Source organism: Marinomonas foliarum (assembly GCF_016906065.1).
Lineage (GTDB): Bacteria > Pseudomonadota > Gammaproteobacteria > Pseudomonadales > Marinomonadaceae > Marinomonas > Marinomonas foliarum.
The window spans coordinates 2,856,546-2,870,136 of sequence record NZ_CP070273.1; the positions used below are offsets into that span (position 1 = coordinate 2,856,546).

The following is a 13,591-nucleotide window of genomic DNA, read 5'->3' on the forward strand; positions in this document are numbered from 1 at the left end:
TATTTAAACAGCACAGAAACTGTGAAATATGTACCTGATTATAACGAGCAAAGGGCGGTTTCTCGTTAGACCCGCTTTACATCTACCGAAACTGCTAATTGCTGAGAGCCACCACCTTCAAATATGACGCCTTGCAATGGAGTGACATCGGCATAATCTCGACCCCATGCGGTGACTATGTGTTGGTCGCTTGGCATCAAATCATTAGTTGGATCAAATTCTACCCAGCCTAATTCTGGAATAAGTACGGCGAACCAAGCGTGAGACGCATCAGCACCAACAAGCTTTTCTTGCCCCGGTGGTGGCAAGGTTTCTAGGTAGCCGCTCATATAGCGTGCTGGAATGCCAACCGAGCGCAAGCAGCCAATCGCTAAGTGAGCGAAATCCTGACACACGCCACTGCGTTGTTTAAGTACTTGTTCAAGTGGTGTCGCAACGGTTGTCGTTGTTGGGTCGAATTTGAACTCGGAGAAGATCTTATGGGTGAAAGCCAGCGCCGCCTGCAAGACTGGTTTGTCGTCAGCAAAAGTACTTTGCGCATAAGCTTTTAGATCTTCTGAACAGCGTATTTGCGGCGAATCTAGTAAGTATTCTTTTGCCATACGTAATTCAGGTGTGTTTGGATTAGCTAATTGCTCACGTAACTGACCACAGGTAAGCGAGCTCTGCGTTTGCCATTGCAGCACATCTAATGGCGAGATTTCGAAATCGGTAGTGACATCAATCACGAGTTTCTTGTGCGCTTCTTGAATCGAAAAATAAAACGTCTGATTACCGAAATAATCTTCGCCATCATTTTGATAAACTGGTGGCGGATTGATTTGTACTTTTTGATGTAAGCAGCGCTGATTACGCGTGTCTCGTGGTAACAGGTGAGCCATGTTGTAACATAAGCTCACCGGTGCTCCATAAGTATATTCTGTTATATGGCGAACGCGGTATCTCATAGACTTATCCCTATGGCGACTTCAGTCAATGACTGCGGTCCAGCGGTATGGTCAAAATACTTATCACTAATGAGGACAGTGAATTGCTCAAGCTGATCTAAAAGCTCGGTCATGAGTTGTTCTAACTTCAGACGGCTTTGGCTGTCTATGTCGACTTCGGCAAGCTCTTCCAAATCGGCAAGCTGAATATCATTGAGCGACTTTAAGATGATCTTGTTTTCTGGGCTTAAGCCTGCGGTTTTTGTTTCATTTCTTGGTAGTTCTTTAATGCATTTACGCAGCTGCTCTACTTGGTAGAGTAAAGAGCGAGGATTACTGCCATCAATCATTAATAGATCCAGTCCGTAAGCAACACGAGCGCGATTACGATAACGGCGACGGAAAGAAATCAACGCTTCTACGCTTAACAAAACGGATTCTAAAATTTGTTGCTGTGGTCCTGATGAAAGCGGTGTAGTTAACGCGGAACGTAGCAAAGTTGCCGTTTGCAGAGCCCGTTCGGTACGTCTGCCAATTTCCTGAAATGTCCAATCTAAACCGCGTAACATGCTTTCATGGTTTAATCCGGAGAGCGCCAACAAGGAAGTAACTAGGCTGTCTAATGACTCTTCTGGCGCAGAAGGCAGGCCGTTCGTGTAAGCGCGGTCTAGCTCATGGATATGGTCGCGCAGTTCATTAATGATGATGCGAGTATCTGCAGACAGCATCTCTTTGACTTGTTCGCTGCAACTTAACATGGCTTGTAAATTGGCTTTGATTGACCCAGCACGGCTGCCATCGGTAATCATAGAGATTAGTTCAGCTTCTGGGTTCTCTAGCAAATTTTCGTCGGCTTCTAAGAAGCCGGGCAAGCAACCAGTTTGTGTCGATGCCATTTCAAGGAGCATGCGTCGGCTTTCTTCTGGCAGTGGATCGATACCATTCATCTGTTTAAAAATAGTCCGTAATAAACGCATGCTAATTTCAGCTCGTTCTGCATAGCGCCCCATCCAAAATAGGTTCTCTACCACTCGGCTTGGTAAGTTTGCTTGTAAGGCTTCGTCTTGCAGTAATACTTGATCGTTAAGTAACGTTTTTGGTGCTTCTGGCTCTGCCGCAATAATCCAGGTGTCTTTGCTTTTTGAGTTAGAAATGCTGGAAACAATAGCTTCTTCTGTTGATTCGCCAACACGCGATAAACCACCAGGCATGACTGTGTAACCGGTCGGATTAGCAATGGTGAAGGCTCGTAACAAGCTTGGTCTCGATTGTAAGTTTCCGTCTAACCAAGTGGGAGATATGGAGCCCGGAATATAGTTTTGTGCGGTGAAAAGGTGCGGTGCTTTTTTAATTTTTTCTACGATGTTGAGCTTTTTTTTCTCAGTCAGTGTATGACCATAAATGCTCTTACTGCTATGGCTGCGAATCGCAGGTTTGATAATAAGATTTCCAATATTGGCGATCACATAATCGAGATCATCTTTATCACCACACCACCATGTTGTAACTGATGGCAAAGTGAGTTGTTCACCTGTTAAAAATTCGCTAATAGCAGGTAAGAATTTAATCAAAGCGGGCGCTTCTAAAATACCGCTGCCCAATGGGTTAGCAAGTACAACATTGCCTGCTCGAACTACTTCTAATAAGCCTGGAACACCAAGGAAAGAGTCCGCTCTTAGTTCAGCTTGATCGCAATAGGTATCATCGACACGACGTAAAATCACATCAACACGAGCTAAACCGTTTAAGGATTTCATCCAAACAGCGCCATTACGTACAGTTAAATCACTGCCTTGCACCAATGGAAAGCCAAGGTAGTTTGATAAGTAAGCTTGCTCAAAATAGGTACTGCTGTAGGCGCCGGGTGATAGCATGACGATACGAGGCGTGTCCGTCCATTGGCTGGCAAGTGAAGACAGCATGTTTTTGAAGGCTTGAAAGAATCCTGCCAGACGACGTACTTGGCTATCACGGAAACTGTTTGGAATAACGCGAGATACAACGGTACGATTTTCCAACGCATAGCCTGCGCCATTTGGTGCTTGGGTCCGATCGCCAATGACTTGAAATTGGCCTGTATGGTCACGCACGAGATCGACGGCATGATGTAATAATTGATGGGCACCAGGAACCATAACACCGTGGCATTGGCGTAAAAAACCTGGATGACTAAAAATAATCTCTGAAGGAACAATGCCGTTTTTTAGTAACTCTTGTGGACCATAAAGGTCTTTTAAAATGAGGTCGAATAAGTTTGAGCGTTGCGATAAACCTTGTTCGATGGCAAGCCATTCATCGGTTGGGATAATATTAGGAATAAGATCCAGCGACCAAACACTGGGTGTGAGTGGGTCACTGGTTAAATTATAGGTAGCGCCGTCTTCGCGTAAAATACGCTGTGCACGGCGCTGTCTGTCGAGCATTTCTTCGTCCGATAGATTGCTTATACTACGCAGCAAATCGTGCCAATGTGCGCGTGGTTGGCGATCTTCCGTGAAGGCCTCATCATAAGCATTTATCGGTTTATCATAGGCGAAAGATAACGTCGGTTTTTCATCTATTACCGACGTTACAAAGTTACCTGTTTGAAGTTGCATAATGAGCTTGAGCCTAAAAGATTAATTATTAGAGAACATTATACTGCTTCCTTAGATCTAATGTATGAGGATATTCATTTATTGGCTCTTCTGCTGGTGGCGACATAGCGCGAGGCTTGTCTCCATTCGGGTAAAAAGAGCGCAGTGCACTAAAGGCTGGCGGTGGGGATAATGTGCCTTGAGTGAAGCCATGATCCCAAAAACGGTTAACTCGGCGTGCTTCTGCTTCGTTGCTGTTGACCGGTACATTATCGTAGGTTCGTCCACCAGGATGAGACACATGATAGGTACAACCGCCAACAGATAAGCCGTTCCAAGTATCAATCAAATCAAATACTAGCGGCGCATCAATGCCCAAAGTGGGATGCAACGCAGATGGTGGCGCCCAAGCTTTATAGCGAACCGCACCCACGTATTCGCCTTTACGGCCAGTGGAACGAATCGGCACGCGGCGACCATTACAGCTCAGCACGTAACGTCCATCGGTTAAACCAGATAGTTTTACCTGCAAGCGTTCGACGGAAGAGTCCACATAACGAGCGGTGCCCGATCCGGTAATTTCTTCACCTAATACATGCCAGGGCTCAATTGCCCAACGAAGCTCAATTTCCATATCATCGATTTTTTGACGACCGTAATGAGGGAAACGGAACTCTTCAAATGGAGCCAACCATTCTAATTTGAATGGGAAACCATGGCGCTGAAGGTCTTCGACCACTTCTTTCACATCTTGCCAAACAAAATGCGGCAGCATGAATTTGTCATGAAGGCTTGTGCCCCAACGTACCAAAGGTTTTTTGTAGGGGTCTTTCCAAAAGCGTGCCACTAAGCAGCGCAACAGCAGCATTTGTACCAGAGACATGTGCGGATGCGGTGGCATTTCAAAACCACGGAATTCTAATAAACCTTGTCGACCACTGGCGCTGCCAGCTGCGTAAAGCTTATCGATACAGAATTCAGAGCGATGGGTGTTGCCTGTGATGTCGACCAGCAAGTTACGCATCAAACGATCGGCTAGCCATGGTTCATCGACTAAGCCTTCCGGCATGTTTTGGAAAGCAATTTCCATTTCATACAAGGCTTCATCGCGACCTTCGTCTGGACGTGGTGCTTGGCTGGTTGGGCCAATGAACATGCCAGAGAAAAGGTAAGACAATCCCGGGTGATGCTGCCAGAAGGTGACTAAACTTTGTAGTAACTCAGGGTGACGCAGCAGCGGACTATCTGCTGGCGAGCTACCACCCAGTGTCACGTGATTACCACCACCAGTGCCTGTATGGCGACCATCCAGCATGAATTTTTCCGCGCCAAGGCGAGAAAGATAAGCTTGGTGATACAAGGTTTCAGTATTGTGAACCAATTCTTTCCAGCTCGCCGCAGGGTGAATGTTAACCTCGATAACCCCTGGATCTGGCGTGATCAAAAACTTTTGCAAACGTGGGTCTTTTGGTGGTTCGTAACCTTCGACAACAATAGGTTTATCAAGGGCTTTTGCCACCGCTTCAAGATGCTCAAGAACCTCGACAAAATGTTCAAGATGCGTCATGGGTGGCATGAACACATGCAAGCGCCCATCACGTGGTTCGATACACAAGGTAGTGCGAATGACTTTTTTCAGCGTTTTTTCTGGCGCTAGCTTTTCAGGTCTAGAAGCGGGCGCTACTGACTTCTTAGCGAAGTGCTGTTTGGCGACGCTGTCTAGTACTGCGTTGTCTTTTTTGTTCGCTAAAGGTTGACGAGGATCGAACGGATCGCGTTCAGGAATGCGATCTTCTTCCGCTTGCGCAGGCAAAGAATTCAGCGGCAAACGATAGCCCATTGGGCTGTCGCCTGGAATCAAGGTGATAACGTCACTGCGCATCGGCCAAAGTGAACTGTTCCAACGATTGTTTACCGTATCGAACTCTAACGGTAAAACGTAGCCTGTTGTAGTGCTTAAACCACGGCTAAGCAGTTTCGCTAGACGGCGGCGCTCTAAGTCGTCTTTCAAATCGGCTTTGGTTGGGTCTGCATCTGCGGGAAGCGATTGCTCCATCCACAAATAATACAGGGTGTCTTCGTAAGTACTTTGAAGGTATTGCTTATCCAGTGCGAGCTTATCACACAAGAGTTCACCAAAGGCTTGTGCGTCTTTGATGGTGTGTTTGTAGTCTTTGTCTACGCGCGCTAAATATTTCGGATCATTCCACAGGGCTTCGCCGTCGGTACGCCAGAAACAACCCAGTGCCCAACGTGGTACTTCTTCACCCGGATACCATTTGCCTTGGCCATAATGAAGTAGGCCGTTAGCACCGAATTCTTGCTTCATTTTGATTAGCAAGTCTTTGGCTAATTTGAGTTTTTCTGCGCCCAACGCGCCGGTGTTCCACTGTTCTGAATCCATGTCGTCGATGGATACGAACGTTGGCTCACCACCCATTGTCAGACGGACGTCACCGTCTTCAAGCTGTTTGTCGACCGCAAAACCTAGGGCTTTGATGGTGTCCCATTCGCCTTCGGCATAGGGTTTGGTCACACGTGGGTCTTCGTGGATACGAGTCACTATGTTGCTGTAGCTAAATTCGCATTCACATTCGTCAATTAAGCCTGTGATCGGCGCTGCGGAAGCTGGTTCTGGAGTACAAGCTAATGGAATGTGACCTTCGCCAGCGAATAGCCCTGAAGTTGGGTCTAATCCAACCCAGCCTGCGCCTGGTAAAAACACTTCACACCATGCGTGTAAGTCGGTGAAATCTTCTTCAGGGCCTGATGGGCCGTCGAGAGCTTTCACATCAGAGGTTAGCTGGACAAGGTAGCCAGATGCGAAGCGTGCCGCTAAACCAAGGCTGCGAAGAATTTGTACCAATAGCCAAGAGGTGTCTCGGCAAGAACCTTTTTTCAGGGTTAAGGTTTCTTCGCAGGTCTGAACACCTGGCTCTAGGCGGATTCCGTATCCAATATCGCCCGCTAAACGACTATTTATTGCCACGAGAAAATCGTTGATTGGTGTGTTTTTACGATCAACAGTCGATAGCCATTTATCTAATAAAGAACAAGATTCGGTGACTTGTAAATAAGGTTCTAGCTCCTTTTTCAGGGCTTTGTCGTAGGCAAAAGGATACTCTTCCGCGTAGCTTTCCACGAAGAAATCAAATGGATTGATCACCGTCATATCAGCAATAACTTCTACGTAAAACTCTAGCTTATTGGTCTTTTCAGGAAATACTAAGCGAGTTTGGAAGTTACCAAATGGGTCTTGTTGCACATTAAGAAAATGCGTTTCAGGCAATACTTTGAGCGAGTAAGCATGGATTTTTGTACGTGAGTGCGCCGCCGGTTGCAGTCTTAAAACGTGGGGAGCCACATTGATAAAACGATCAAACTCGTAGGTAGTCTTGTGCTGTATTGCGACTCTAATGGTCATGCAGCGTCTCCTTGCCGAAAATGAAACCAGTTTTCGGTGATCTGGTGGTTTATTTCGATAATGGCAATCTGTATATCATTGAGATGGTTATGGAAATCTTCATCCAAATCTTCTGAACTATGGATTGGGTAATCAAACTCTAAAAGTTTATCTACTTGAGCGGTAATCAAACCTGCGCGGGGTAATTTTGTCGCCGCTTCGCCTATTTGTCCCAAGCAATACTTTAAGCTGCGAGGAAAGCATGGGTCGTTCATCAAGAATGTCGTTGCTTTGGCTCCGTTGATAGAGGTTCGAACGGTGCGACGATAATCCAAATACGCACTTTGTGATTTTAATACTTTTGACCAAGTCACTTGGCCAAGTTGGATTCTGGCTTCGAGCTCTGACTTCAACATCAAGGATACGGCAGCATCAAGAATACGAGTGCCCATATCTGCACGCTCTAAATAACGCCCCATAATCAAGAAGTGCCAACCTGAATCTCGACTCATGGCGCCAGCAAACAACCCGATGATTTTCTGACAGCCTTCAATAATGGTGTTTAAGAACAGGTGACGCTCTGAGCGATTAATACCTTGTTTAATATTCTGTTGAGCATATAAGTCCAGCTCATTGATTAGCTCCCATGTTTCTTTAGGAACCGCATCACGTGTTGTACGAATGTTTTCTCGAACCATCTTTAATGACGACAACATGGAGCTGGAGTTGGTGTCATCGGCTAGGAGAAATTTAACAACATTGCGTTCGTCTTTGACCTTGTATCTTTGCTCAAAGGTTTCTTCGCCACTTAAAATTTCGATTAAATTGTACCAAGACACTTCAATACTTTTAGGTAGGTCAAATAGCAGCTCGTCATAAACGCTGACTAAACGGGCTGTGTTCTCAACGCGCTCCAAATACCGTGCGCTCCAATATAAGCGTTCTGCGACTCTAGATAACATGATTACTGCCCCTTTGTTTCAACAATCCAAGTGTCTTTACTACCACCACCTTGTGACGAATTAACGACCAAGGAGCCTTTTTTCATTGCAACGCGTGTTAATCCACCTGTGGTGACATAGGTGTCTTTGGCTTGCAAAATGAACGGGCGAAGATCTAAGTGGCGTGGCTCTAAGACACCTTTGGATATAAGTGTTGGTGCGGTGGATAGTTTGAGTGTTGGTTGAGCAATGTAGTTGCGAGGGTTTTTGGTGATTAACTCTGCAAACAGTGCTTGATCTTTTTTGGTCGAATGTGGTCCAACCAGCATGCCATAACCGCCTGACTCATTAGCGGGTTTGACAACTAATTTGTCGAGGTTTTCGAGTACGTAGGCGCGTTGCTCTGGGTCATCACACAAGAAAGTTTCAACATTTTTAAGAATAGGCTCTTCTTTTAGGAAGTAGCGAATGATGTCTGGAACATAAGCGTAAACGACTTTGTCGTCGGCAACGCCTGCGCCTGGTGCATTGGCCAAGGCCACATTGCCTGCACGCCATGCTCGTATTAATCCTGCAACACCTAGTACGGATTCTGGATCAAAGGCTTCTGGATCGATGAATAAGTCGTCAATACGACGATAAATAACATCGACACGTTCTGGACCATCGATGGTTTTCATATAAACACAGTCGTCGCTGTCGACAAACAAATCGCTACCTTCGACCAGCTCTGCACCCATTTGCTGTGCTAAAAATGCGTGTTCAAAATAGGCAGAATTATAAATACCGGGTGTTAATACCACAATTTCAGGGTTTTCTATGTCGCGAGGTGAAAGCGCGGCTAAGGTGTCGAAGAGCTGAGATGTGTAAGAGTCGACAGGTAAGATAGATTCGTTTTCAAACATCTCGGGCAAGACTCGTTTGGTTATAGCACGGTTTTCTAACATGTAAGACACACCAGAAGGAACGCGTAGGTTATCTTCTAAGACAAAGAAATCGCCGTTTTCATCTCGCACTAAATCGGTACCACAAATATGTGCCCATACGCCGTATGCTGGCGATACACCGACGCATTCTGGTCTAAAGTTTTTTGAGTCTTTGATGATATGTTCTGGGATGATGCCATCTTTGATGACGTTTTGGTCGTGGTAGAGGTCGTTGATGAAAAGGTTGAGGGCTTTTAGGCGTTGTTTGAGACCCGCTTCAGCGACTTTCCAATCTGATGCTTCTATGGTTCGAGGGACAATATCGAAAGGCCATGCTCTGTCTATATTGCCTTCTTCTGTATAAACGGTGAAGCTGATGCCCATTTCTTGGATTGTTGCTTCTGCGGCAAGGCGTCTTTTTTCTAATTCATCTTCTGACAGGCTGTCTAAATATCCCAAAAGTTGTTTTGCAGGGGATCTTGGTGTGCCTTTGTTATCGATTAACTCATCAAAAAAAACAGATGTTTGGTACTGGCTTGTTAGTTTTTCCATGTATACCTCGTTCTCTTAATAAAGCCGGAGGTGAGTGCTTCAAACTAGCACACATTCACGTATTATTTTTGTGTCCTCGCCCTATATTGGGCTGGGCCTATACTTTCTAAAACTAAATCTAGTTATATCATTACCTTAATTACATGCTTAATGCAGATTTTTTTTGTAACGCTTATTAAACATAGCAAGGATCGAGCCACTGTATTTTAAAAATAGTAGCGTTATTTAATTTCTTGGTATGTGACATGGGTCGGTTTTATTACCTTTAAAATTCGATACTATTGGTGGTATGTGTTGTTGTTAAAATTCCCTCAGAAAAGGATAGAAAAGTGGCTTTGGTTAGTCGTGTTTTGGTGGCTGGTGCAGGCATTGGTGGATTGTGTGCTGCGTTGGCATTGGCTAAACAGGGTGTGCATGTCGTCGTACTTGAGCAAGCTCAAGCGCTTGGTGAAGTTGGTGCCGGTTTACAAATGAGTCCGAATGCCATGAAGGTGCTGCGTGAGCTCGGTTTAGAGCCTGAACTTAGTGCGTTCGCTTTTGTGCCACAGCATGCGGCTATTCGGCATTATAAAACGGGAGAGTATTATCTTAAATCTCCATTAGGCGAGCAGGCAGAAGCACGATATGGCGCGCCTTATTGGCATTTGCATCGAGCTGATTTACATCAAGTATTGGCACAAGCGTGCTCCCAAGCTGGTGTTGAGTTGGTGCTAAATTCAATGGTGACAGCTTATCGCGAGGATGCGGAGCTAAATCAAGTCTATGTGCTACTCGAAGATGGACGAGAGTTTTATGGTGACATACTGATCGGGGCGGATGGTCTTCGTTCAAAAGTGCGTGAGCAAATGCTTGGCGAAGAGCGTCCCACTTTTATGGGGCAAGTTGCATGGCGTGGTGTTATTTCTGCGAGCGACCTGACTGTTGATGTGAAACCTGATGCTTGTGTTTGGGCGGGGCCTGGTCGACATTTCGTTAGTTATTACCTGCGTGGTGGTGATTACGTTAACTTTGTCGCGGTAGAAGAACGCAGTGATTGGCAATCTGAATCATGGCGTGAAGAAGGGGATGTTGAAGAGTTAAGGCAAGCTTTTGCTGATTGGCATCCAGAAGTTAGTCAGTTGGTTGCTGCCGCCAGCAGTACTTTTTTATGGGCATTGAATGGCCGTGATGAGTTGCCTACTTGGCGCCATGGGCGAGTGGTTTTGATAGGCGATGCCTGTCATCCAATGCTTCCCTTTATGGCACAAGGAGCGGCTATGGCGATTGAAGATGGGTATGTTTTGGCTGAATATTTGTTGCGCTATGAATGGAGTGTCGCATTGACTAAGTATGAGCAAATCCGAAAGCCAAGAGCAACTAAAGTACAGCAAATGTCGAAAGCCAATGCTGGTTTATATCATATGCATGGTGGTGTGTTTGGTAAGGCGAAATTAAGGGCGCTTCAAGCAGCAGGGTGCTTTGCACCACAGGTGATTCAGTCTAAGTTGGATGGTGTCTATGGTCATGATGTGATCACTAGGTGGGCAAAAGAGTGAATTGTGCCCAATTTTGCATTGTAAATATGTAAGAAAAGAGTCTATTTTGTCATTTTGTACTCTACACTTTTTCTTTGGGTTGTCATTATCTAAGGTATATATAGGAGTAGTGGCTGTGCTACGGCCAATTTTCTCCTAACTTATAAACTAAATGAATTAAACACAAAGGGATGAGGTTATATGATAATTCTCTCGGTACTTTTCTTAGCAATAGGGCTGGCGTTGCTATTAGGTGGCGGCTGGTTAGTTGCTCTTGATGGTAGCTTTTATTACGTTGCTGCTGGCGTTGCATTTATTGCCGTTGCTCTATTGCTAAGAAAACGTAATAAAATAGCGAATCTTATTTATGCGATGTTGTTAGTGGGGACCTTGATTTGGTCGATTATGGAATCTGGCTTAAGCTGGTGGCCGTTGGCGACTCGAATGGGGCTTTTCTTAGTTCTAGCTATTCCTCTTCTGTTATTTGCATTCTTCAAACGACCTGCAGGCGGACGTTTGTTATTTCCAGTTTGGTTAGCAACAGCCTTGGTGACTATCTCGCCTTTATTTATGACATCGCCTACCACGATCGAAGGTCAAATGACTCGTTCGGTGAGTATTCCTGATGCCGACATTGGCGATGTTGCTCAAGGTGACTGGGACGCATATGGACGTAGTAATCTAGGTCAGCGCTTTTCGCCTTTGGCACAGATAACCCCTGATAATGCTGATCAACTTCAAGTGGCTTGGCAATATCAAACAGGCGATAAGAAAGGACCAAAAGATGTAGGTGAAACAACCTATGAGGCAACTCCTTTAAAACTGGGTAATGCACTTTATATTTGTACTCCACACAATTGGATTGTGGCATTGGATGCAGATAGTGGTGAAGAGCAGTGGGTTTATGATGCGAAAGTGCCAGCTGAGAGTCAGCGACAACATCAAACCTGCCGCGGCGTGTCATATTTGCCGCCATCTGATAGCGCAAAATTCCCGCCTGTTCAAAAACTGACTATGCCAGCGCAAAGTCTAACTAGCATGCAATGTGATGCGCAGTTGTTTTTGCCGACCTCTGATGCACGTTTGTTGGCGGTAGACCCTACTACGGGTGCGCGTTGCGCTAATTTTGCGGATAACGGCGAATTAGACCTAATGCACAACATGCCATTTACTCAATCTGGCTATTATTATTCGACATCTCCACCGCTTGTTGCTGGTGATGTGGTTATCGTTGCAGGTTCTGTGAATGATAACTACGCGGTGAACTCTCCTTCAGGTGTGATTCGTGCTTACGATGTTAAAACGGGAGAATTAAAGTGGAACTGGGATTCTGGCTACCCAGATGATACTGCGCCAATTGGTCCTGATGAGACTTACGCGACAAGCTCTCCAAATAGCTGGTCTGTTGCCAGTGCAGATGAAGAGCTTGGTTTGGTGTACTTCCCTATGGGGAACCGCACACCTGATCAACTAGGTATGTATCGTTCACCAGCAGAGGAAAAATACGCGACTTCTGTTGTGGCTTTGAGCCTTGAAACCGGTCAGGTTGCTTGGGTTCAACAGTTTGTTCACCATGATTTATGGGATATGGATACACCAGCTCAACCTGCTTTGCTGGATTTAGATACACCAACAGGTAGACAGCCAGCTTTGGTTGTACCAACCAAGCAAGGTGATGTGTATGTGTTGAACAGAAAAACAGGCGAACCTATTTTCCCTATTACTGAAGAGCCAGCACCACAGGGCACTATTCCTGGTGATTATGCAGCAGAAACTCAGCCTACTTCGGCTTTGTCTTTTAAGCCAGCTAAGTTGACAGAAGCGGATATGTGGGGTGGAACACCTTTGGATCAGTTAATGTGCCGAATTCAATTTAAGCAGTTGCGCTATGAAGGCCGATACACGCCACCATCTGAGCAGGGAACCATTGTTTATCCGGGTAACTTTGGGGTATTTAACTGGGGGAGTATCGCGGTCGATCCTAAACGTCAGCAAATGTTTGGTATGCCGCTTTATTTAGCGTTTACATCTACTTTGGTACCAAAAGATGGTGTCGATTTAGGTGAGGCAAATAAAGGTGAGCAGGGGTTAAATTCAAATGAAGGCGCAGACTATGCAGTTGAGTTAAAACCTTTCTTGTCACCATTGGGCGTCCCTTGTCAGCAACCACCTTGGGGTTATGTGGCTGGTGTGGATCTTAAAACGGGTAAGACGGCTTGGAAACACAAAAATGGTACCATTGAAGATATGACGCCATTCAAGTTGCCAATTGAAATGGGTATGCCCGGTATTGGTGGGCCCGTTATCACGGATGGTGGTGTTGTCTTTATGGCGGCGGCAGTAGATAACTATTTACGAGCTTATGATTTGTCTACTGGTAAAGAGTTATGGAAAGGTCGTTTACCAGCGGGTGGCCAAGCAACACCAATGACATACCTAAACAGTAAGGGTGAGCAAATAGTTGTTCAAGTAGCTGGTGGCCATGGCTCTATTGGCACCACAATTGGCGATTATGTGGTTGCTTATAAGTTGAAAAAATAATATTCAAACTGAATTTTTCTTATAAATAGGCTGTCTTTATAGCCTTCAACAGGGTCCAGTATTGAAATGCCCAGAAAGCGGGTGGTTTTAATACTGGACTTTTTATTAACTTAATATCTCATATAGCGATATTGAATAAAAAATATTTTTATGGGCGTTTTTTGTTATAACGTTTTGTGACAACGACATTGCTAATTATTATTGGTCTCGTG

Annotated in this window: 7 protein-coding genes; 2 read left to right on the forward strand and 5 right to left on the reverse strand. The window is 45.3% G+C overall.

Annotated features, from left to right (window positions below; genetic code table 11):
• Nucleotides 1–65: 65 nt before the first annotated feature.
• The 5 genes from JSY38_RS13270 to JSY38_RS13290 are packed head-to-tail and all read right to left on the reverse strand — an operon-like array spanning nucleotide 66 to nucleotide 9,324.
• Nucleotides 66–947, reverse strand: coding sequence for a transglutaminase family protein (locus JSY38_RS13270; RefSeq protein WP_114412323.1), 882 nt, complete (start codon nucleotides 945–947; stop codon nucleotides 66–68).
• Complete coding sequence (locus JSY38_RS13275) at nucleotides 944–3,523, reverse strand: circularly permuted type 2 ATP-grasp protein (RefSeq protein WP_205113588.1); 2,580 nt, start codon at nucleotides 3,521–3,523, stop codon at nucleotides 944–946. The genes JSY38_RS13270 and JSY38_RS13275 overlap by 4 nt, the downstream gene beginning before the upstream one ends.
• A 28-nt stretch (nucleotides 3,524–3,551) precedes the next feature.
• Nucleotides 3,552–6,926, reverse strand: coding sequence for a transglutaminase family protein (locus tag JSY38_RS13280; protein WP_205113589.1), 3,375 nt, complete (start codon nucleotides 6,924–6,926; stop codon nucleotides 3,552–3,554).
• The gene (locus JSY38_RS13285; RefSeq protein WP_114412320.1) at nucleotides 6,923–7,867 is read right to left on the reverse strand and encodes an alpha-E domain-containing protein; all 945 of its coding nucleotides are present in this window, start codon (nucleotides 7,865–7,867) and stop codon (nucleotides 6,923–6,925) included. The genes JSY38_RS13280 and JSY38_RS13285 overlap by 4 nt, the downstream gene beginning before the upstream one ends.
• Before the next feature lie 2 nt (nucleotides 7,868–7,869).
• Nucleotides 7,870–9,324 carry a circularly permuted type 2 ATP-grasp protein gene (locus JSY38_RS13290; RefSeq protein WP_205113590.1) on the reverse strand — a complete coding sequence of 485 codons (1,455 nt, stop codon included), beginning with the start codon at nucleotides 9,322–9,324 and terminating at the stop codon, nucleotides 7,870–7,872.
• Nucleotides 9,325–9,653: 329 nt separating this feature from the next.
• Between JSY38_RS13290 and JSY38_RS13295 the strand changes: the two genes are divergently transcribed.
• Entirely contained in the window at nucleotides 9,654–10,859 is a 1,206-nt protein-coding gene (locus JSY38_RS13295; protein WP_114412318.1) for an FAD-dependent monooxygenase, read from the forward strand.
• Between the two features lie 180 nt (nucleotides 10,860–11,039).
• Nucleotides 11,040–13,379: a glucose/quinate/shikimate family membrane-bound PQQ-dependent dehydrogenase gene (locus JSY38_RS13300; protein ID WP_205113591.1), complete on the forward strand. Its 2,340-nt coding sequence runs from the start codon at nucleotides 11,040–11,042 to the stop codon at nucleotides 13,377–13,379.
• The last annotated feature ends 212 nt before the right edge of the window (nucleotides 13,380–13,591 follow it).

Excerpts from the sequence above, each read along its gene's own strand:
- JSY38_RS13270 (WP_114412323.1), bottom strand. The coding sequence starts at position 947 with ATGAGATACCGCGTTCGCCATATAACAGAATATACTTATGGAGCACCG.
- JSY38_RS13275 (WP_205113588.1), bottom strand. The coding sequence starts at position 3,523 with ATGCAACTTCAAACAGGTAACTTTGTAACGTCGGTAATAGATGAAAAA.
- JSY38_RS13300 (WP_205113591.1), top strand. The coding sequence starts at position 11,040 with ATGATAATTCTCTCGGTACTTTTCTTAGCAATAGGGCTGGCGTTGCTA.
- JSY38_RS13290 (WP_205113590.1), bottom strand. The coding sequence starts at position 9,324 with ATGGAAAAACTAACAAGCCAGTACCAAACATCTGTTTTTTTTGATGAG.
- JSY38_RS13285 (WP_114412320.1), bottom strand. The coding sequence starts at position 7,867 with ATGTTATCTAGAGTCGCAGAACGCTTATATTGGAGCGCACGGTATTTG.
- JSY38_RS13280 (WP_205113589.1), bottom strand. The coding sequence starts at position 6,926 with ATGACCATTAGAGTCGCAATACAGCACAAGACTACCTACGAGTTTGAT.